15 protein-coding genes are annotated in these 21,187 nt (G+C 74.1%); 8 read left to right on the top strand and 7 right to left on the bottom strand.

The window, feature by feature from the left end; all coding sequences use genetic code 11:
• Positions 1-53 precede the first annotated feature (53 nt).
• Positions 54-629 (top strand): hypothetical protein, encoded by a 576-nt coding sequence (locus AB0R04_RS06755; RefSeq protein WP_363368819.1) that lies wholly within the window; start codon positions 54-56, stop codon positions 627-629.
• Between the two features lie 55 nt (positions 630-684).
• On the opposite strand, the gene AB0R04_RS06750 is transcribed toward AB0R04_RS06755, so the two are convergent.
• Both AB0R04_RS06750 and AB0R04_RS06745 read right to left on the bottom strand, forming a co-directional pair.
• Positions 685-1,347, bottom strand: coding sequence for a response regulator transcription factor (locus tag AB0R04_RS06750; RefSeq protein ID WP_350884773.1), 663 nt, complete (start codon positions 1,345-1,347; stop codon positions 685-687).
• The gene (locus AB0R04_RS06745; RefSeq protein ID WP_363368817.1) at positions 1,344-2,522 is read right to left on the bottom strand and encodes a histidine kinase; all 1,179 of its coding nucleotides are present in this window, start codon (positions 2,520-2,522) and stop codon (positions 1,344-1,346) included. Before AB0R04_RS06745 ends, AB0R04_RS06750 begins: the two co-directional genes overlap by 4 nt.
• A 134-nt stretch (positions 2,523-2,656) precedes the next feature.
• Here AB0R04_RS06745 and AB0R04_RS06740 point away from each other — a divergent pair, with 134 nt between their 5' ends.
• On the top strand, positions 2,657-3,571 hold the full coding sequence (locus AB0R04_RS06740) for an ATP-binding cassette domain-containing protein (protein WP_363368815.1): 915 nt from the start codon (positions 2,657-2,659) through the stop codon (positions 3,569-3,571).
• On the top strand, positions 3,568-4,431 hold the full coding sequence (locus tag AB0R04_RS06735; RefSeq protein WP_363368813.1) for an ABC transporter permease: 864 nt from the start codon (positions 3,568-3,570) through the stop codon (positions 4,429-4,431). The genes AB0R04_RS06740 and AB0R04_RS06735 overlap by 4 nt, the downstream gene beginning before the upstream one ends.
• A gap of 20 nt (positions 4,432-4,451) precedes the next feature.
• Here AB0R04_RS06735 and AB0R04_RS06730 read toward each other — a convergent pair whose 3' ends face one another.
• The gene (locus AB0R04_RS06730; RefSeq protein WP_063349445.1) at positions 4,452-5,219 is read right to left on the bottom strand and encodes a tyrosine-protein phosphatase; all 768 of its coding nucleotides are present in this window, start codon (positions 5,217-5,219) and stop codon (positions 4,452-4,454) included.
• A 362-nt stretch (positions 5,220-5,581) separates the two neighbouring features.
• Between AB0R04_RS06730 and AB0R04_RS06725 the strand changes: the two genes are divergently transcribed.
• From AB0R04_RS06725 to AB0R04_RS06710, 4 genes are all read left to right on the top strand, one after another.
• Positions 5,582-6,697 carry a helix-turn-helix domain-containing protein gene (locus AB0R04_RS06725; protein WP_363368811.1) on the top strand — a complete coding sequence of 372 codons (1,116 nt, stop codon included), beginning with the start codon at positions 5,582-5,584 and terminating at the stop codon, positions 6,695-6,697.
• A gap of 155 nt (positions 6,698-6,852) precedes the next feature.
• Entirely contained in the window at positions 6,853-7,587 is a 735-nt protein-coding gene (locus AB0R04_RS06720; protein WP_363368810.1) for a hypothetical protein, read from the top strand.
• A 132-nt stretch (positions 7,588-7,719) separates the two neighbouring features.
• Positions 7,720-9,738 (top strand): flotillin family protein, encoded by a 2,019-nt coding sequence (locus AB0R04_RS06715; protein WP_363368808.1) that lies wholly within the window; start codon positions 7,720-7,722, stop codon positions 9,736-9,738.
• Between the two features lie 72 nt (positions 9,739-9,810).
• Positions 9,811-14,706, top strand: a complete 4,896-nt coding sequence (locus tag AB0R04_RS06710) for a DNA repair ATPase (RefSeq protein ID WP_363368806.1) — start codon at positions 9,811-9,813, stop codon at positions 14,704-14,706.
• Positions 14,707-14,764: 58 nt separating this feature from the next.
• On the opposite strand, the gene AB0R04_RS06705 is transcribed toward AB0R04_RS06710, so the two are convergent.
• The 3 genes from AB0R04_RS06705 to AB0R04_RS06695 all read right to left on the bottom strand — a co-directional run bounded on the left by AB0R04_RS06705 (position 14,765) and on the right by AB0R04_RS06695 (position 18,984).
• Positions 14,765-15,880 carry a hypothetical protein gene (locus AB0R04_RS06705; RefSeq protein WP_363368804.1) on the bottom strand — a complete coding sequence of 372 codons (1,116 nt, stop codon included), beginning with the start codon at positions 15,878-15,880 and terminating at the stop codon, positions 14,765-14,767.
• Positions 15,881-16,243: 363 nt separating this feature from the next.
• Positions 16,244-17,974, bottom strand: coding sequence for an FAD-dependent oxidoreductase (locus AB0R04_RS06700; protein WP_363368802.1), 1,731 nt, complete (start codon positions 17,972-17,974; stop codon positions 16,244-16,246).
• A gap of 80 nt (positions 17,975-18,054) precedes the next feature.
• A complete protein-coding gene (locus AB0R04_RS06695; protein WP_363368800.1) occupies positions 18,055-18,984 on the bottom strand; it encodes a diiron oxygenase in 930 nt (309 codons plus the stop codon).
• Between the two features lie 186 nt (positions 18,985-19,170).
• Between AB0R04_RS06695 and AB0R04_RS06690 the strand changes: the two genes are divergently transcribed.
• Entirely contained in the window at positions 19,171-19,866 is a 696-nt protein-coding gene (locus AB0R04_RS06690; protein WP_363368798.1) for a tyrosine-protein phosphatase, read from the top strand.
• Positions 19,867-19,961: 95 nt separating this feature from the next.
• On the opposite strand, the gene AB0R04_RS06685 is transcribed toward AB0R04_RS06690, so the two are convergent.
• The gene (locus tag AB0R04_RS06685) at positions 19,962-21,014 is read right to left on the bottom strand and encodes an alpha/beta hydrolase (protein WP_363368796.1); all 1,053 of its coding nucleotides are present in this window, start codon (positions 21,012-21,014) and stop codon (positions 19,962-19,964) included.
• Positions 21,015-21,187: the final 173 nt, after the last annotated feature.

Here is a 21,187-nt window from a genome sequence, read left to right as displayed (position 1 = left end):
CCAGTCGTCTACCTGTGTGACGAGTTCCGCCGTTGTCCGGGGAGACTAGTGCCATGGCCGTGCCCCGAACCCTCCTCGCCGCGCTGCTCTGCTGCACCGCCGCAGCCGCCCTCGCCGCCTGCACTCCCGCCGACTCCGCGCCCACCATCGCCGCCGCCTCCGCCGCCGCCGTCGCCGACGGGGCGTACGACGACGAGGACGACCTGCTGGACGACGACCTCGCCGGCCCCGAGCCCAGCATGGACACCTCCCCCTCCCCCGCCGCCGACTGCGCCACCCCGACCCCGACCGAACGCCCCGGGCACACCGTCCTCGTGGTCCTCGCCACCGAGGACGGCGACGTCACCGCCCAGCCCGCCCGCTACTCCTGCGACGAGGCCCGCTACGAGGGGACGGGGGCGCCGGCCCGCTACGGCTTCGCGACCGCCGGGGTCGAGGCCACGCTCGTCGACCACCCGCACGCCGACCCGACCAGACCCGTCCGGCTGGAGGACGTGCTCGGGCACCTGGAGGACTGTCTGGCCGAGCACGAACCCGACCCGCCGTACGGGTGCTACGGCAACGTGTACGACGTGGTGCTGGACTCGCACGGGCGGATCATGCGGATCGGGGAGCTGGTCGGGCCGTGATCCGGCCGTGGACCGGCCGTGGTGCGGCCGTGATCCGGCTGGGCTCGGAACCGGCTCAGGACGGGGCGACGAGGCCGAACTCGTAGGCCTGGATGACCAGGTGGACCCGGTCCCGGGCGTCCAGCTTGGTGAACAGCCGGGCCACGTGCGCCTTGGCGGTGGCCACGCTGATGGTCAGCTCCTCGGCGATCTCGCCGTTGGACAGCCCGCGGCCGACCAGCGTCAGCACCTCGCGCTCGCGCTCGGTGATCCCGTCGACCGTCGCCCGGCCGGACCGGGCGGCGGCGGGCTGCGGGCGGGCGGCGAACTCGCCGATCAGCCGGCGGGTGATGCTCGGCGCGATCAGGGCGTCCCCGGCGGCGACCACCCGGACGCCGTCGAGGATGGTCTCCAGGGCGAGGTCCTTGACCAGGAAGCCGGCCGCCCCGGCCCGCAGCGCGCCGTACACGTAGTCGTCGTCGTCGAAGGTGGTGAGGACGAGGACGTGGGTCGGCAGGCCGGGGTCGGCGGTGATCCGGCGGGTGGCCTCGATGCCGTCCATGCCGGGCATCCGGATGTCCATCACGGCGACGTCGGGGCGCAGCCGGCCGACCAGTTCCACCGCCTCGGCGCCGTTGCCGGCCTCGCCGACGACCTCCAGGTCCGGGGTGTCGGCGATGAGCACGCGCAGACCGGTGCGGATGAGCGGCTGGTCGTCGACCAGGACGACACGGATCACGGGGAGACCTCCACGGGGAGCGGCAGTCGGGCGGCGACCTGGAAGCCGCCCGCGGGGCGCGGGCCGGCGCTGAACTCGCCGTGCAGCAGGCCGACCCGCTCGCGCATGCCGGCGATGCCGTAACCGGAGCCGGCGGACGGCCCGCCGGCTCCGGCGCCGAGGTCGACGACGGTGACGGCGACCTCCTCGGGGCCGTAGTCGACGGTGACCCGGCAGTCCCGGGTGCCGGAGTGCTTGACCACGTTGGTGACCGCCTCCTGCACGATGCGGTAGGCGGCGAGGTCCACCTCGGGCGGCAGCGGGCGGGGCTCGCCGAGGCGGGTGAGCGCGACCCGCACGCCCGCGCCGGCCGTCTGCTCGACCAGCCGGTCCAACTCGCCCAGCCCCGGGGCGACCTCCATCGGCGCGGACTCCGGCTCGCCCTGGCGCAGCGCCCCGAGCATCCGGCGCAGCCCGGCCAGGGTCTCCCGGCTGGTCGCCTCGATGGCGTTCAGCGCGTTGCGGGTCTCGGCGGGCTGGGTGTCCATGACCCGGCTGCCCATCCCGGCCTGGATCGCGATGATGCCGATGCTGTGGGCGACCATGTCGTGCAACTCGCGGGCGATCCGCAGCCGTTCGGCGGTGATCGCCTGCTCGGTGGCGCGGCCGCGCAGGGCCTCGACGTGTGCCCGGCTCTGCCGGACGGTGTTGCCGACCAGCCAGGCGATCGCGACGGTCGCGGCGAGGGCGCCGAAGGCCAGCGGGTTGACGGGGTACTCGCACACGGCGCCCCAGGCCAGCATCGTGGTGACCATGGCGACCGGCATCCCGGCGGCGCACAGGGAGACGAGGCGGGACCGGGTGGCGGCGCAGTAGCCGACGATCACGTCGGCGATCAGGAACTGCACCACCGGCGTCTCCTGGACCTCCCGCATCCCGATGGTGTAGGCGCAGCCCGCGAGCGCCACCGCGACGGCGGCCAACGGCACGCGGGCCAGCAGCAGCGCGACCAGGGTGGTGACCACCGCGGTGACCAGGAGCGGCATGTCCTCCAGGTTGCCGTTGTACTGGAAGAGGTGGTGCAGCTCGTCGGCGCGCGTGAGCACCCGGATCCCGATGACGGTCAACCAGAACGCCGCCACCCACACGCCCAGGGGCAGGCGTCTGAACAGGGGCGGACGAGGGTTGGTGATCATCGCCCGATGGTAGCGGCGGCCCGTGCGGCGGCGCATTGGCCCGAGGGCGTAATCCCCCGGGCCAGTGCGGCCGCGGGCGGTTGTGGCCCGCGGCCCGATGCCCGGCCGGGGCCCCGGACGGCACCGTTGTCCCCGTGATCGAGATCGAGCGACTGACCAAGCGGTACGGCGCCACCACGGCCGTCGACCAGTTGACCTTCACCGTCCGGCCGGGCACCGTCACCGGCTTCCTCGGCCCCAACGGCGCCGGCAAGTCCACCACGCTGCGGATGATCCTGGGGCTGCACACCCCGACCGAGGGGTCCGTCACGGTGGACGGCGTGCCCTTCGCGGACCGGCCGCGCGGACTGCGCCACGTCGGCGCCCTGCTGGACGCCCAGGACGTGCACGGCGGGCGCAGCGCCCGAGCCCACCTGTCGGCGCTCGCCCGCGGCAACCGCATCCCGCTCCGGCGGGTGGACGAGGTGCTCGCCGAGGTCGGCCTCGGCAAGGCCGCCGGGCGCCGGATCGGCGGCTACTCGCTGGGCATGAAGCAGCGGCTCGGCATCGCCGGCGCGCTGCTCGGCGACCCGCCGGTGCTGCTGTTCGACGAGCCGCTCAACGGCCTCGACCCGGAGGGCGTGCTGTGGGTGCGCGGCCTGTTCCGCCGCCTCGCCGAGGAGGGGCGGACGGTCTTCGTCTCCAGCCACATGATGGCCGAGATGGAGCACACCGCCGACCGGCTGGTGGTGATCGGCCGGGGCCGGCTGATCGCGGACGAGAGCCTGGCGGAGTTCTCCGCCCGCAACGCCGTCACCAGCGTGGCCGTCCGGACGCCCGAACTGCCGTCGCTCGCCGAGGTGTTGCGGGCCGAAGGGGCGGCCGTACGGCAGGCGCAGGAGCCGGACGGGGCGGTGGTGACCGGGCTGCCCGCCGCCCGGATCGGCGAACTCGCCCTGCGGCACGGCCTGGTGCTGCACGAGCTCGCCACCCGTACCTCGTCCCTGGAGTCGGCGTTCATGTCGCTGACCGCCGACAGCGTCGAATACCTGGCAGGAGATGCCCGATGAGTACCGCCGCCCTCACCCCCGCCCGCCCCCACACCCGCCCGGCCGAGCCGCGGGCCCGGTTCGGCGACCTGCTCGCCGCCGAGTGGATCAAACTGCGCTCGCTGCGGTCCACGTACTGGGTGCTGGCGCTGGCCTCGCTGGCCTCGATCGTGGTCAACCTGAACGCCGTCCACACCGACCTGACCTACATCGACCATCCCCGCCCGCCAGTGCCCGGCTTCCCGCCGTACCGGTACGACCCGCTGTACCACGGCCTCAGCAGCATCTCCGGCGCCCTGATGGCCGTCGCGGCCGGCAGCCTCGGCGCGATCACCGTGTTCGGCGAGTACACCACCGGCATGATCCGCACCACCTTCGCCGCCGTGCCCGACCGGCGGGGCGTGGCCGTGGCCAAGGTGGTGCTGGTCGCCGGCCTCACCTCGCTCGCCGGGGCGGCGGTGTCCGCGGTGTCCTTCTTCGGCAGCAACGCCATGCTGGCCTCCCGGCACGCCGGGCTCTCCATCACCGACGAGGGCTGCCTGCGGGCCGTCCTCGGCTACGCGGCGATCGTGCCCGTCTGCGCGCTGATCGGGATGGCCCTCGGCGCCCTGCTGCGGCACGCCACCGCTTCGATCGTCTCGCTGGTCATGCTGCTGTTCATCGTGCCGATGCTGTTCGGCGGCGACCGCTACCGCTGGTTGAAGGAGATCGGCAACCACCTGCCGCTCGCCGCCGAGGGGAGGCTGACGATCAACCCCAACTCCTCGACGACGATGGGCAAGTACGCGCCGAGCGTGCTCGACTCCTGGATCACCCTGGGCGCCTGGGCGGCCGTCGCGCTGGCGGCGACGGTGGTCCTGATGCGGCGGCGGGACGTCTGAGCCCGACGGAAGCCGGGGTGTCAGGCGGCCGAGGTCGCCGCGGCGGCCGCCTTGGCGCGGAAGGCTCCGAGGGTGGCGGCGGGGACGCCGCAGGCGGGGAGGAAGGCCTCGGCGCCGCCGTGGCGGGTGCGGACGCGGTCGAGGAAGACGGCCATGGCCTCCGCCGGGGCGTCGAGGAGCGGGGCGGGGATGGTGAGTTCGCGGCCTTCGGAGTCGGTGACCCGGGCGCCGCGGGCGTTGAGCGCGGTGCGGTGGCGCTCGGAGAGGCCGGCGAAGATCTGCGGCAGGGCGTCGGCGGTGCGGGCGTAGTCGGCGACGATCCGCTCGGCGGGCACGCCGAGGAGGTCCAGCAGCAGGGCGGTCAGCAGGCCGGTGCGGTCCTTGCCGGCGGCGCAGTGCAGGAGGACGGCGCCCGGACGGGCGGCGGCCTCGACGGCGGCGGTGACGGCCTCGGGCGCGGACTCGGCCAGCAGCACGTAGTAGTCGCCGAGGTCGGCGGCGGTGGCCATGGTGCGCATCCGGGCGGCGAGGCCGTCGCCGGTGGGGTTCACCGGGGCCGCGACGACGGCTATCCCGGCGGCCTCGGCGGCGGCCCAGTCGGCGGGGTCGGTCTCGCGGGTGTCGCGCAGGTCGACGATGGTGCGGATGTCGCAGGCGCGCAGCTGGGCGACGGTGGCCTCGTCGGCGGCCGGGAACGGCTGGGCGGAGCGGTACAGCACGCCGGGGCGGATCCGCCGGCCCTCGGGGTCGCCGAGGACGGCGGGGTCGCGGAAGTTGACCAGGGACATGCGCGGGGCCTTTCGGTGGGGCCGTGGGGGGAGGGGGCCAGACATCCAGACGTCCATCTAGACGTCTAGATGTCTAGTCCCTCCCCGGGGTGCGGAGCAAACCACGGTCGCCCGCACCCCTCCATCCCACCCCTGCCGACCGGTCCCGTCGACCGGAGGGAGGGGACGGGAAGAAGGAGGGCGGGGAACCGGCGGTGGACGGGCGGCGGCCGAGCCGCCCCGGATGGACACGGTGATCCGGGCCTCCGCCCGGCCCGCGATAGCGCCAGGTCAGCCGCCCACCCCGCACCGTTCGGCGCCGTATCGATCCTGCTAAAGTTCCGCGCCGGATCATCACGCGTCACGGGGGGCGGAGTACCGCGGTGTCCGAGGGGACCGAGCACGACATACCCACCGAACTCGCCGAGGTCTACCTCGGGCTGCTCGCCGACGCCTCCCGCACCGGGAGGCTGCTGCGCCGGGACGAACTGGAGTGCCTGCGCACGCTCGGCGAGCACTGCGCCGAGGCCGGGTACGGGCTGCGCGACGTCGTCGCGCACTGCCTGTCGGCCACCCGGCGGGCCTGGCAGACACTACCGGGCATCACCGCGGCGGGCGGCGTCGGGGAACTGCGCCGGACCGGCGACGCCGTGCTCGCGGCGACCGAAGCCGCACTGGCCGCACTCGGCGAGGGGCACGATCGCGCACAGCGCATGGCGGTCCGCCAACAGGAGTCCGCACGGCGCGAGTTCATCGACGACCTGCTGTACGGCCGCAGCGACCTGGGCCTGCTGGCGGAGCGCGCCGAGCGGTTCGGGCTGCGGCTGGCGGGCGCGTACGCGGTGGCGGTGGCGGTCGGCGACACGCCGTTCGCGGACGTCCACCCGCTGGTGCACCGGGTGGAACGGGAGCTGGTCGGGCGGTTCGGCGAACGGGACGTCCTGCTCGCCGGCAAGGACGGCCGGCTGGTGTGCATCGCCCCGGACACCGAGCGCGCCGTCCTGGAGGCCTTCGCCGACCTGACGCTGCGCCCCGGCCCCGGCTACCGCCCGGTGCTGCGGGTGGCCACCGGGCGCCGGCACTCGGGGGCCACCGGGGTGCTGCGCAGCTACGAGGAGGCGCTGGGCGCGCTGGACTACGCGGACCGGCTGGACCTGCCGGCGCAGCAGCTGAAGGCCGAGGAACTGCTGGTCTTCCCCGTGCTGATGCGCGACCGGGCGGCGATGGCCGACCTGGTGCGCAGCGTGCTGGGCCCGCTGACCGAGGCGCGCGGCGGCGCCCGCCCCCTGCTGGACACCATCGCGGTGCAGGCGGAGGCCGCGTACGTGAACGCGGAGGCGGCCCGGCGGCTGGGGCTGAGCGTGCGCACGCTCGGCTACCGGCTGGAGCGGATCAAGGCGCTGACCGGCTACGACCCGTCGGACGCCCTGCAGCGGTTCACCCTGGAGACGGCGGCGATGGGGGCCCGGCTGCTCAACTGGCCGGAGCAGCCGCTGTAGACGGCGGCCAAACGCCCCCGGGCGGTGCGTTCCAGGGTGTCAAAGGGCCGTAAAGATTGCCGGATCCTGGCAATGTGCGAACGGCCCCTCCGCTGTCACGATCTCCATGGCGCCGAGGTGCGGTGCCGTGGGAACAGCGGGGGAGCGTGGCCGGGATGGGGGGATTCGTCGCGGCCGCGCTGGCTTTTCCGACGGCGCTGTTCAGCTTCGCGCTGGTGGTGGTCGTCGGGTACTGGCTGCTGATGCTGGTCGGCGGCCTGGGCTTCGACGCCCTGCACGGGGGACACGGCGTCGGGCATGCCGGTCACGTCGGCCATGCCGGTCACGCGGGCGACCTGGGCCACGGTGCCGGGGGGCACGCGGCCCACGCGACCCACGGGGGACACGGTGCCCAGGACGGGCACGGCGCCGACGGCCGGGGCGCCCACCACCACGGAGGCGTGCTGGGCGCGCTGGGGCTGGGCGGGGTGCCCGTGACGGTGGCGGTGTCGCTGCTGGTCGCGCTCGCCTGGTTCGTCAGCCTGGCTGGCACCGTCCTCACCTCGGGGGCACCGGCGCGCGGCGGCGTGTTCGCCGTCGCGCTGGTCGCCTCCTGGGCGGGCACCCGGCTGCTGGTCCGGCCGCTGTCCCGGCTGTTCCCCGAGGACCGCCCGGCGACCCGGGGGGACTTCGTCGGCCGCGTCTGCGTGATCCGCACCGGCCGGGTGACGGCCGACTTCGGGCAGGCGGAGGTCACCGCCGAGGACGGCTCCACCGCGACCGTCCAGGTCCGCACGCTCACCGAGGAGCCCGGACTGGCGGCCGGCCGCACCGCCCTGATCTTCGACTACGACGCCGACGGCGAGCACTTCCTGGTGGCGCCGTTCGACCCGGCGCTACCGGGCGACTGACTCCCCCGGGCGTTCCCTTATCCCCTTATCCCCTTTGTTCTGCTTGCTCCGTTTGTTCTGCTTGCTCCGCCCTCATCCGCTTTCATCCGCTCGACTTCGCACCATCTCGTCATCTCGTCAAAGGACTCCGTGATGGACACCATCGCCGTGGGTTTCGGCATTCTCGTCGCCGTCGTACTGCTCATCGTGCTCGCCATGCTGCTGTTCGTGGGCCGCCTGTTCCAGAAGGTCGAGCAGGGCAAGGCGCTGATCGTCTCCCGCACCAAGAAGGTGGACGTCACCTTCACCGGCGCGATCGTCCTCCCGGTGCTGCACAAGGCCGAGTTGATGGACATCTCGGTGAAGACGGTGGAGATCCACCGCGCCGGCCGGGACGGGCTGATCTGCCGGGACAACATCCGGGCGGACATCCGGATCTCCTTCTTCGTGCGGGTGAACAAGACCGTCGAGGACGTCATCAAGGTCGCGCAGGCCATCGGCACCGCCCGCGCCAGCGACCCGTCCGCGATCCAGGACTTCTTCGCGGCCAAGTTCGCCGAGGCGCTGAAGACCGTCGGCAAGCAGCTCGACTTCACCGACCTCTACACGCACCGGCACGAGTTCCGGGACCAGATCATCGCGGTCATCGGCACCGACCTCAACGGCTACACCCTTGAGGACGCGGCCATCGACCACCTCGAACAGACCCCGATGAACCAGCTGGACTCCGACAACATCCTCGACGCCCAGGGCATCCGCAAGATCACCGAGCTGACGGCGATCGAGCACGTGCGCACCAACGAGTACCAGCGCACCGAGGAGAAGGAGATCACCCGGCAGAACGTGGATGCCCGGGAGGCCGTCCTCGAACTCCAGCGCCGCCAGGCCGACGCCGAGATCCGCCAGCGCCGCGAGATCGAGACCCTGCGGGCCACGGAGGACGCGGTGATCGCCCGGGTCCAGGAGGAGGAGCGGCTGAACGCCCAGACCGCCTTCCTCCGGACCGAGGAACTGCTCGGCGTGCAGCGCGAGAACCAGGCCCGCGAGGTCGCGGTGGCGCAGAAGAACCGCGAGCGGGTGATCGCCGTGGAGAACGAGCGGATCGAGAAGGACCGCCTGCTGGAGGTCATCGGCCGCGACCGGGAGACCGAACTCGCCACCATGGCCAAGCAGAAGGAGGTCGAGTCCCGCCGGCGGGAGGTCGCCGACGTGGTCCGCGAGCGGGTGGCGGTGGAGCGCACCGTCGCCGAGCAGGAGGAGGCCGTCAAGACGCTGCGCGCCACCGAGGACGCCGAGCGCACCCGCCGCGCGGTGATCATCCAAGCCGAGGCGCAGGCGCAGGAGAAGCTCGTCAAGGACATCAAGGCCGCCGAGGCCGCCGAGCAGGCCGCCTCGCACAAGGCCCGCGAGTCGCTGGTGCTGGCCGAGGCCCGGCAGCAGACCGCCGAACTGGACGCCACCGCCAAGATCCGGATGGCCGAGGGCATCCGGGCGGAGGCCGCCGCCGAGGGGCTGGCCCAGGTGCAGGTGCGCGAACAGGAGGCCGCGGCGGTGGAGAAGGTCGGCCGCGCCGAGGCCGCCGTCCAGGCCGAGAAGGCGAAGGCCGCCGCGCTGGAGATCGGCGCCAAGCTGAAGGCCGAGGCCGAGGGCCTCACCGAGAAGGCCGCGGCGATGGCGAAGCTGGACGAGGCCTCGCGCGGGCACGAGGAGTACCGGCTGCGGCTGGCCGCCGAGAAGGACGTCCGGCTGGCCGGGCTGGACACCCAGCGGCAGATCGCCGAGGCGCAGGCCGCGCTGGTCGCGGCCGGGCTGGAGAAGGCGAAGATCGACATCGTCGGCGGGGACGGGGTGTTCTTCGACCGCCTGGTGCAGTCGGTGACGGCCGCCAAGAGCGTCGACGCCTTCGTCGGGCACTCGCAGACCGCCCAGGCCCTGGCCGGGCCCTGGCTCGACGGCAGCGCCAGCTTCACCGAGGACCTCACCCGGGTGCTGTCCTCGGTGTCCACGGCGGACGTGCAGAACCTGACGGTGTCCGCGCTGCTGATGCGGATGATCGGCGCCGGGGGCGGCGAGCAGGCCGGGCAGCTGCGGCAACTGCTCACCTCGGCGCAGAAGTTGGGGCTCGCAGAGACGTCGATCGGGGCGCTGGCGTCGGTCAACGGCTCCAGGTGAACGTGAACGCCTGAGTCGCCTGAGTACCCGACCTCCTGAGTAGTCGAGAAACTGAGTAGTTGAGGAACTGACGTGGTGGACGCCCTCGACGCCCGGCTCGACGCCGGCACCTACGAGGTCCTGCGCGGCCGACTCGCCCGGTCCGCCGCCGAACTCGCCGACCGCGCGCAGGCGTTGAACGCCCGCCGGGTCGGGGAGTTCGGCGGCGGGGAGCTGCGGCTGGCAAGCACCGGCCGGCTCACCACCGGCCGGGCCTGCCTCCCGCAGGACCTCACCGCCGCCGGCGGGCTGCTCCTGCTCGGAACCCGCCCGGGCGGCGCGCCCGACGCCGCCGTCTCCGCTTCCGCCGTCTCCGCCTCCATCTCCGCTTCCGCCATCTCCGCCGCCGCTTCCGCCGGCGCCCCGGCCGAGGGCTCCCCGGGCGCCGGGCCGCTCGGGGAGGTCCTGAGCGTCCACCACCCCGACCTCACCCCCGCCCCCGCCGAGGGCACCCTGCTGGACGACCCGCGCCTGCGCCAGGACCTCGCCGACCTGCACCGCTACTTCCGCGACGCCCGGCTGGAACGACTGCGCCCCGTCGGCGGCCGCCTGCTCGCCGTCTTCCGCACCGGCCCCGCCGCCGCCGACGTCCGGGTGCTGCGCTGGCGCCCCGTCGACGACCTCGCCGACGACGGGCCCCTTGCCTACCAGGACGGCCGCGGCGAACGCGACCACACCGCCGCCGACGGCCAGCAGCTCGCCTGGACCGCCCTCACCCGGGACGACCAGCTGCCCGCCGCCCCCGGCAGCCCGCCGCGCGCCGACCTCGGCGGCGAACTCCGGCTCGGCATCGACGGCGGCCGGCTGACCGTCACCGCCCCCGACGGCCGGGAGCTGCACCACGAACCCCTCGCCGAGGCCCTGCAGACCCTCGCCGACACCCAGATCGCCCACGCCCGGCTCGGCACCCTGCTGCTGGTGCGCGTGCGCCCGTACCAGGAGGAGACCGTCCGGCACCTGGTCTGCCACCTGCCCACCGGCCGGGTCACCCGGATCGACGCGCTCGGCCAGGCCTGCCTGCGGCTGCCCGCCGACCAGGGCGTGGCCTTCCCCGGCGGCTGCCACCTCACCGACGGCACCGTGCGCAGCTACGACCAGCCGGTGGACGGCCTGGTCTACGAGCGCACCCTCGTCTCGCCCAACGGCGAGGACGTGCTGTACGAGTTCCGCTCCCCCGCCGACGGCCGCGCCCTGCTCCAGCCGTACAACAGCGTCCGCCAGGAGGCCGCCGCCCCGCTGCCCTGCCAGGGCTACGCGCTGCTCGCCGACGGCACCCTGATCGCCCTCCGCCCGGCCGAGGACGGGCCCACCCGGCTGCACCCCGTCCAGCTGTGGCAGACCCCGTTCACCAGCGAGCGCCACGCCGCCGCGCAGCCGCCCGGCACCGGCCCGCTCGCCCGGATCGGCAACGCCGACCTCGTCCGCGGCCTCGCCGACTGCCTCTCCCTGGCCCGGCTCGCCGCCGCCGGCGCCGACACCCCGGCCGGCCACCAGGCCGTCCTCGCCGCCTGCACCCGCACCGCCGACCGGCACCACTGGCTGGGCCAGCCCGGCCTCGGCGACCTCGCCGCCCCGCTCGCCGAGATCCGCGACACCGCCCGGCAGGTCATCGCCGAGTACGAGGCCGTCGCCGAACTCACCGCGCACGCCGCCCGGCAGACCGAACAGGCCGCCGAGCACGTCGAAGGCCTGCTGCGCACCGCCCGCGGCGAGACCCTCGCCGACGCCGCCGAATGGGTCGACCGGCTCGCCGGGCTGCGCCGCGCCCAGGGCCGGGTCGAGGCGCTGCGCGACCTGCCGCGCGCCGAGCCCGCCCGGATCGACACGCTCGCCGCCCACCTCGCCGAGGGCCTGACCGAGGCCGCCGCCCGCGCCGTCGGACACCTCGCCGAACCCGAGGCCTTCGCCCCGCACCGCCGGCGCGCCGGCGAACTCGCCGACCGCTGCGCCGCCCTCGCCACCGCCGCCGGAGCCGAGCCGCTGGGCCTCCAGATCTCCGAGCAGAGCGAGGCGTTGCAGACCGTCTCGGAGCTCGTCGGCACCCTCGACCTGGCCGACGCCACCACCCGCACCGCCATCCTCGACCGGCTCGCCGACGTCCTCGGACTGCTCAACCGCGCCCGCGCCGCCCTCACCGTCCGCCGTCGCGACCTGCGCACCCGCGAGGCCGCCGCCGAGTTCGCCGCCGAAACCGCCCTGCTCGCCCAGGCCACCACCGCCGCGCTCGCCGCCGCCGACACCCCCGAGGCCTGCGACGACCAGCTCGGCCGACTCCTGCTGCGGATCGAGCAGTTGGAGACCCGCTTCGCCGACGCCGACCCGGCGCTGGGCGAACAGCTCGCCGACCGGCGCACCGGAATCCACGACGCCCTCACCGCCCGCCGCCAGCACCTGCTGGAGGAGCGCGCCCGCCGCGCCGACCGGATCGCCGCCTCCGCCGAACGCATCCTCGACACCCTGCACCGGCGGCTCACCGCCCTCGACACCGCGGCCGAGATCGACGCCGCCCTCGCCGCCGACCCGACCGCCGTCAAACTCCGCGACCTCGCCGCCCAGTTGACCGCACTCGGCGACCGGGTCCGGGCCGAGGAGCTGACCGGACGGCTGCGCGCCGCCCGCAGCCGCGCCCACCGGGCCCGACGCGACCGCGCCGAACTCGCCGGCGACGGCCCCGGCACCCTGCGACTGGGCCGCCACCTGTTCGCCGTCACCACCCAGCGGCCCGAACTCACCCTCGTCCCCTGGCGCGGCCGCCCCGCCTTCACCCTCACCGGCACCGACTACCGCTCCCCCGTCACCGACCCGGCGTTCGCCGCCACCGAGCGCTACTGGGGCCGGCCGCTGCCCTCCGAGACCCCCGCGCTGTACCGGTCCGAATACCTCGCCGCCAGCCTGCTGCTGGCCGCCGAACCGGACGGGCTGGACGCCCTGCGCGCCGAGGGCGACCTGCTGGAGTTCGTCCGCCGCGCCGCCGAACAGCGCCCGGACGAGGGCTACCAGCGCGGCGTCCACGACCACGACGCGGCGCTGCTGCTCCGCGCCCTGCTCGAACTCCACGCCGAGGCAGGCCTGTTGCGCCACCCGGCGGCGGCCCGGGCGGCCGCTCAGCTGTACTGGGCGCACGGCGCCGACGAGCGGCAGCGACTGGTCTGGCACACCCGGGCCCGCTCGCTCTCCCTCGCTCGCACCCTCGCCCGGCAGGCCTTCGGCGCCGCGCCGCGACTGGGCCTGCCGGCCGCACCGGACCCGGCCGCACCTGCCCCGGCCGCACCGGCGGCCCTGACCGCGCTGTCCGACCTGTCCGACGAACTGAGCTCCGCCGTCACGGAGTTCACCTCGTGCCCGCAACCCGCCGGCCCATACCTGGTGGCCGAACTCGCCGCCGCCACACCCACGTTCGCTTACGCGCCGGGGGCCGCAACCCTGCTCGACAAGTTCCACGCCGCACCCGAGTCCGCCGGTCTCACCGAAGCGCTGGCCGCACTGCCCGCCGAGCCCGCGCTGCTGCCCGCCCGGCGCCAACTCGCCCAGGCCTGGCTGGAGTCCAGCGCCGTCGACGCCGACCCCGGCGACCTCGCCGAGGCCGCCGCCGCGCTCCTCTGCCCGTCCCTGCCACGCCGGCCCGCCGAAGGCGCCGCCACCACCCGCCTCACCGGCCTGCTCGGCGACCACCCCCGACTCCCGGGCGGCACACTCGACCTTCGCCTCGACGAACTCCTCACCCGGGTAGCGGAGTTCGCCGCCACCGAGGCCCCCGGATACCGCGCCTACCAGCGACTGCGCGCCGACCTGCTGGCCGCCGAGCACACCCGGCTACGGCTCGACCAGTACCGGCCGGCCCCACTCAACGGCTTCGTCCGCAACCGACTCATCGACCAGGTCTACCTGCCGCTGGTCGGCGACAACCTCGCCAAACAGCTCGGCACCGCCGACGCCGGCGGACCGGTCGACCGCAGCGGCCTACTGCTCCTGGTCTCCCCGCCCGGCTACGGCAAGACCACCCTCGTCGAGTACCTCGCCGAACGGCTCGGCCTGCTGCTGGTCACCGTCAGCGGCCCCGCGCTCGGCCACCGGGTCACCTCCCTCGACCCCGCCGAGGCCCCCGACGCCACCTCCCGCCGCGAGATCGAGAAGCTCAACTTCGCCCTGCACGCGGGCGACAACGTGCTGCTCTACCTCGACGACGTCCAGCACACCTCGCCCGAGCTCCTCCAGCGCTTCATCCCGCTCTGCGACGCCCAGCGCCGGATCGACGGGGTGTGGGACGGCGAGGCCCGCGAGTGGGACCTGCGCGGCAAGCGCTTCGCCGTCGCCATGGCCGCCAACCCGTACACCGAGTCCGGCCGCCTCTTCCGGCTGCCCGACATGCTCGCCAACCGCGCCGACGTCTGGAACCTCGGCGACGTCATCGCCGGGCGCGAGGACCTCTTCGCGCTCAGCTTCGTCGAGAACGCGCTGCCCGCCAACCCTCACCTGGCCCCGCTCGCCACCGCCGAGCGCGCCGACCTGGACACCCTGCTGGCCCGCGCCACCGGCACCCCGGGCGGCCCCCTCACCGGCGCCTGGCCCGCCGCCGAGGCCGAACGGATGACCGCCGTCCTCGCCGGACTGCTCCACCTGCGCGGCACCGTCCTCGCCGTCAACCGCGCCTACCTGGCCTCCGCCGCCCAGGACGACCGCACCCGCACCGAACCCCCGTTCCTCCTCCAGGGCTCCTACCGCAACATGGCCAAACTCGCCCAGCGCCTCGACCCGGCCCTCACCCGCCCCGAACTCGACGCCCTCCTCACCGACCACTACCGCGCCGAAGCCCAGCCCCTCGGCGCCGACGCCGAAGCACAGCTGCTGAAGCTGGCCGAACTCCGAGGCGGCCTCACCCCCGCCCAGGCCACCCGCTGGGAGGAGCTCAAGCACACGCGGCGGAGGTGACGGGCCCGGGCGGCCGACCCGGATCCACCGGAGTCGGCCGCCGACGAGGACCGGCCGGCTACGCCCGGCCGAGGACGTCGTCCACGAGCTCCAGCCACAGGTCGAGTTCAGGCGCCGCGAGCTTGAAGATGTGCTTCGAGCCGCGCAGCCGCTCGTAGGAGGCGACCAGCTGGTGGGCGACCCGCTCGGTCTCGGCCGGTAGGACACCGTGGATCAGGTCGGTCCAGCGCGGCGCGTTCCTGCCGCCGTCGTAGAGCTTCTCCAGCGGAAGGACCCGGCAGGCCGTCCAGGTCACCAGCTCAGGCGCGTACTCCAACAGCTTGTAGCAGCCTGTGTTATGACGCTTTCGGATGCGGGCGATGGCCTTCTGCGTCTCGCGCCTGGCCTCCACCGCGACCTGGACGCTGGTCGCCCGCAGGTGCTCGTGCACGATGCTCCGGTAGGGGGCACCGGCGATGTCCGACCAGAGCGCGTCCAGGCCTTCAGCGGTGTGGAGTTGATGGCTCAGATAAGGGCGCGGCGCGGCCGACAGCGCCGCGAGCGACCGGAACACGTCCGCGGGTGTGAATCCCACCGGGTGCGGCCCGGCCACGATGCCTCGCCGGGGATCGAAGTAGCTCCCTTCCGCCTGGAACTCGGCCTGCACCGCGAGCAGGTGCGGACAACGGGCGAGGTTGTCCTGCGGCACGGCGAAGTTGACGTAGCGATCGGTCTGGTCGCAGAACTCGCGGACCCGGTGGCGGCCGTCGCCGGTCACGACGATGACCGACAGGACGGCCTTCGCCAGGTCTGCGGGCGGCAGTTCGCGGGAGATGTGGGCGATCGTGACGAGTCGCTGGAACCCGTCGAAGCACTGCACCCCCGCCAGCCCGAGCCGCCCCGCCCCGGCCGCCCGGTCCGGCTCCCAGTGCAGGCTCTGCGCACCGAGGATGATGGGGCCGGCCAGACCGAACTCCTCCGGCCGTTCGCGCAGCAGGGTTGCGAGGGCCTGGTTCCCCGGACTGTCCGCCAAGTAGCCGCGTCGACTTCCGAGCACGACGGCCGCATCGGGCATGGCGGCCAGGCCCGCCAGTTCGGTCGCGCTGATCTGGGTGAACCACCGGTTGCCGAACGTCGTGGCATGAAGCGCCCTGAGGATGTGGCGGTCGGGAACCCAGCCGGTCTCTGCCGCCAACGAGAGTCCTCGCCAAGCACCGAGCGGTGCGGCATTGTTGTCCATGCCCGGTTCAACGTCGTAGCGGCGACCAGGTTGCGGCGCAGGGCGCCCCCGTGCGGGAGAGTTTCGATCGAGTCGGACCGCGCCGGTTCGGCGACCCGGCGAGGTGGCTCAACCCCCGTTCCACGATTCCACGATGCACGCCGTCGGCGGGGGCCATTTTGCTCCCGGGGAAATATGTAGACCGGTCTACATTTGGCTGCTCGATGGAGCCCGCGCACAGGAAGTCGGCCGGTCCGACTTCCTGTGCGCAACCGGTTCAGATTAAGTAGACCGACCGACATATTCTTTCGCGCCGACCAGCATCAACCCGCTGCCCGTCTACCGTCGGCGGGCGGCCGCCAGCAGCTCGGGGACGGTGGCGAGCTTGACGCGGGGGCGGCCCTCGGCCTCACCCCGGGCGCGCTCCGCCCGCTCCACGGCCCGCAGTCCCTTGAGCCCGACGGCGTCCGGGCGACGGTGGCGGACGAGGCGGTCGAAGTCCGTGCGGCTCGCCGCCGGGGCGGCCAGCGCGCGGGCCGCCGCGTCGTCCAGGAGCGCGTCCACGGTCTCGCGGGCGCACGCCCGGTTGGCGCCGATCCCCCCGGACGGCCCGCGCTTGGCCCACCCCACCACGTACGCCCCGGGCAGCGGCCGCCCCGTCGCCGGGTCCACGACCCGCCCGCCCCGGTGCGCGACCGTCGCCGTCCGCTCGTCGAAGGGCAGCCCGGGCACCGGTACGCCCCGGTGCCCTATGGAGCGCACCACCAGGCCGGCCAGCAGCGTGTCCGTCTCCCCGGTCGGTTCGGCTGCCCGGCCGCCCGCGAGGGTGGTCCGGGCGACGGTCAGGCCCGTCACCCGCCCGCCCCCGGCAGCCGCGCCGGGCCCGCCGGGTTCACCGGGTTCACCGGGCGGGGTGAACGCGGTGAGCGCGGTCGGCGCGGACAGGAAGCGCAGCACGATCCGCCGGCCCGGCGCCGGCTCGGCGCCCCCGTCGAACGCCACCAGCGGCAGCCCGGCGAGCAGCGCGGCCCGCGACTCCGACGCAGTCGTCCCGGCCGCCTCCTCGATCGCCGCCCGCACCTCCGGGTGGTCCTCGACCACCACCTCGACGCCCGGCAGTTGCCGCAGCGCCAGGAACTCCGCCTTGGTCCAGGCCGCTTGGGCGGGCCCGCGCCGGGCGAGCAGCACGACTTCCCGCACCCGGCTGCGGCGCAGCGCGGCGAGGGCGTGGTCGGCGATGTCGGTGGTGGCGAGCCGGTCGGGGTCGGTGAGCAGGATGCGCGCGATGTCGACGGCGACGTTGCCGTTGCCGATGACGACCACCCGTTCGGCGCCGGGCCCGGACAGCTCCACCGCGTCGGCGGGCACGGTCGGTTGGGCGTTGTACCAGCCGACGAAGGTGGTCGCGGGCAGGCTGCCCGGCAGGTCCTCGCCGGGGATGCCGAGCCGCCGGTCGGCGGCCGCGCCGACGGCGTACACGACGGCGTGGTGGTGGGCGGCGAGTTCCTCGTGGGTGAGGTCGGTGCCGATGTCCACGTTGAGGTGCATCCGCAGCCGGGGGTCGTGGAAGACGCCGGCGAAGCTGTCCGCGATGCGTTTGGTGGACTGGTGGTCGGGCGCGACCCCGTGCCGCAGCAGGCCGCCGGTGACGGGCAGCCGGTCGATCATGGTGATTTCGGCGCCGGTGCTGCGCAGCAGTTCCTGCGCGGTGTACCCGGCGGACGGGCCGGTGCCGACGATGGCGACGCGCAGCGTGCCGAGCCCATCGGGCAGGCTGCGCGGGAAGGTGGGCGCGCCCCAGGCGTGGTCGTTGGGGTGATCGCGGTACCAGTCCCGGTTGAGGTCGCCGAACACGGTGTCGGGCCCGCGCAGCCGGTCGACGGGGAACACCGCGTCCACGGGGCAGGCGTCCGCGCAGGCGCCGCAGTCGATGCAGGCCGCCGGGTCGATGTACAGCATGTCGGTGGTGCCGAACTCTGGTTCGCCCGGGGTCGGGTGGATGCAGTTGACCGGGCAGACGGACACGCACGAGGCGTCGTTGCAGCAGGTCCGGGTGATCGCGTAGGCCATGGCCGGGGTGGGGTCCCTCGCTACAGGTGGTGAAGTGCGGGAGTCGGAGCCTTTGTTGACGTGTCGCCTTTGACGTGTCGTCACAACATGTGGATGCGCCGGTAGATGGCGGCCGAGCGGCTGGTGAGCAGCCCGGTCTCGGCGAGGAACGCGATCAGGTGCCGGGAACTGGTGCGCATCATCGCCTTGCGGTGCTCGTTGGCCCGCACTTCGGCGATCGCTCGCTGGGTGTCGAGCCCGGCGGCCCGGTAGACCCCGGGGTGCACCATGCTGGAGACGATGACGTACGCGCCGACGGCGATGCCGGTGGCCGAGGCGCGGCGGCGGGCGGGGCCGGCGTGGCGCACCCGTTCGCGGATCTCCTGCCGGGCGAACTTCATGTGCCGCGACTCCTCGACGACGTGGATCCGGGAGGTGCCACGGACGATCTCCAGGACGTTCTCGCCGCGCATCCAGTCGCGCTGCATGACGTCGAGCACTTCTTCGGCCACCAGGATGCCGCCGTAGGCGAGTTCACCCTTCGCGAGGGCCTTGAACGCGCGCCCGGCCTGGGCGATGACCTTGTTCGGCCGGTACGCGGGGACGCCCATCTTCTCGCAGGCGCGGGCGAACATGATCGAGTGCCGGCACTCGTCGGCGATCTCGGTGAGCGCGAACTGGAACTCGGCGTTGGCGGGGTTCTTCAGGTACTGATCGCGCAGCACCATCTGTTGGAGGATCATCTCGAACCATATCCCGGTGTTCATGATCGAGCAGACCTCGTGCCGGGTGAGGGTGACCCGCTGCTGCTCGGTCATCTCGTCCCACAGCCGGGTGCCGTAGAGGGTGCTCCACTCCGGGTTGAGGCCGTAGTGGTCTGCTGGGAGGGGCGCGTCCCAGTCGATCTCGGTCGAGGGGTCGTAGGAGAGGGTCGCGGCGGACTCCAGCAGCCGCTTCGAGACGTCGTCGTCGGCCGCGGTGTGCCCGTGCGCACTCGCCGCCCGCCCTGCCGCCGCGTTGGTGAGAGCCATGGCTGCCTCCAGATGCCTGCCCCTACGGGTGCCCGCTCACCCGCTTATTAGACGGACAGTACAATAAGAGCCCGCTGCCGAGAACCCCCTGCGCAGCACCGGGCGGGCGCACGACCACAACTCCCGCGCCCCTTCTCGTCCGTGGCCTCCCCCAGCCGCCCCCTCCACCCCTGGATACAGTGAGGCGTGATCACCGACCAGCCCGAGGCAGGGCCGGAGCGCGTCGCCCCCACCGGCGTACGGAACTTCCGCGACGCCGGCGGCGTCGGCTCCCTGCCGCGCGGCGTGCTGTACCGCTCCGCCGCCCTGCACAGCCTGCACGGCCTCACGGCGGAGGGCGCGGACACGCTGCGACGCCTCGGCCTGCGGACGGTCGTCGACCTGCGCAGCGACCCGGAGGTGGCGGAGCGCCCGGATGCCGTCGACCTCGTCGACGCCCGGCACCTGCACGCACCGGTCTTCATCGAACGGCGTTGGCCCGCCGACCAGTTGGAGTTGTACCCGCTGATGGCCGAGCGCGCCGGCGCGGCGTCGGTGGCCGTTCTGCGCCGACTGCTCGCCGGTGGGGGCGAGGCCGCGCCGGTGCTGGTCCACTGCGCCTCGGGCAAGGACCGCACGGGCGTCGTCGTCGCCGTCCTGCAGACGCTGCTGGGCGCCTCCGAGGCGGAGGTCCTCCAGGACTTCCTGCACTCGAACGACGAACTGGGCCTGACCAGCCGGCCCCCGGCCGGGGCCGCGCACAACGCCCTGCCCGTACGCGAGGTGCATCTGCGGCGGGCGCTGCTGTCGATCCGGAGCCACCACGGATCGGTGGCGGAGTACCTCCTCGCGCACGGCGCGCAGGTGTCGGAGCTCGCCGCGGCGCGGCGGATCCCGGCCTGAACGAGCAGCCGGGCAGGGGCCGTTGAGTCCTCCGAATGAGCCCCCGCCCGGTGCTGCGCCGAGCGCCTCCGATCCGCATCGCCCCCGGTTGCGCGCTACGCGGCGCCCAGCGCCTGCCGCAGCGCCTCGGCCGCCTCCGCCGTCGCCTCCCGGAATCGGCGGCCGATGCCGAGGTAGCTGGCGTAACCGTGGATGAGGTCCGGCTGCCGGCTCAGGCGCACCGTCACCCCGGCCGCCTTCAGCGCCTCGGCGTACGCCTCGCCCTCGTCCCGCAGCGGATCGAAGCCCGCGGTACCGACGTACGTGGGCGGAAGCCCGGACAGGTCGGCGGCGAGCAGCGGCGACAGGCGCGGGTCCGTCCGGTCGGCCGGCGCGGGCGCGTAGCGGTCCAGGAACCAGTCCATGTCCGCGCTGGTCAGGAAGAAACCGTCGGCGAACAGGTCGCGCGAGGGCCGCCGGACGGAGGCGTCGACCGCCGGGTACAGCAGCAACTGGAACACCGGCGCCGGACCGCCCCGCCGCACCGCCGCCTGTGCGGTGACGGCCGCCAGGTTCCCGCCCGCGCTGTCGCCACCGATCGCGATCCGCTCCGGATCCGCGCCCAGGTCGGCCGCCTTGGCGTACGCGAAGTCGAACGCGGCCAGCGCGTCGTCCGCAGCCGCCGGGAACGCGTGCTCGGGCGCGCGCCGGTACTCCACCGACAGCACCCGCACCTGCGCCCGCTGCGCCAGGAACCGCACCACGTGGTCGTGGCTGGCCCGACTGCCGACCACCCAGCCCCCGCCGTGCAGGTACACCAGCAGCCCGGAGCCCGCCGCCAGCCCGCCCGGCGTGTACAGCGTGGCCGCCAACTCGCCGTACTCCTGCGGGATTCCGACGCTCCGGACGGCGACCGGCTGGATCGTCGCCCCGCCCACCAGGTACCGCGCGTGCTCCATCGCCTCCCGCGACGGCCCGACCCCGGCGGGCAGCACCAGGGCCGCCTTCGACAGGCGCTGCAACTTGAGGATCAACTGCGCGTCCAGCGAGAGCACTTGACCGTCCCGCACCACCGGCGCGCCCGCGATCGCCCGCCGCAGCCCCTCCGGCAGCGCATACGCGCCCCGGACGACCGCGGCCTGGATCCGGACAGGGAAGGGAATCGTCATCTCTGCTGCCTCCTGGAGCCTCACCCGGAGCCCTCGAACCGGGAGCTCGGACCGGGAGCCCATGATGGGCCCGACCCACCCCAGGCGGAAGCCCCCCTCGACGCCCCCTTCACCCACCCTCGACCGCCAAGGCCCTCTCCGGCAAGAAATATGTAGACCGGTCTACAGTTTCT

It is taken from the genome of Kitasatospora sp. NPDC056731 (assembly GCF_040687675.1).
GTDB lineage: Bacteria > Actinomycetota > Actinomycetes > Streptomycetales > Streptomycetaceae > Kitasatospora.
This window is presented reverse-complemented; position numbering and strand designations above follow the sequence as displayed.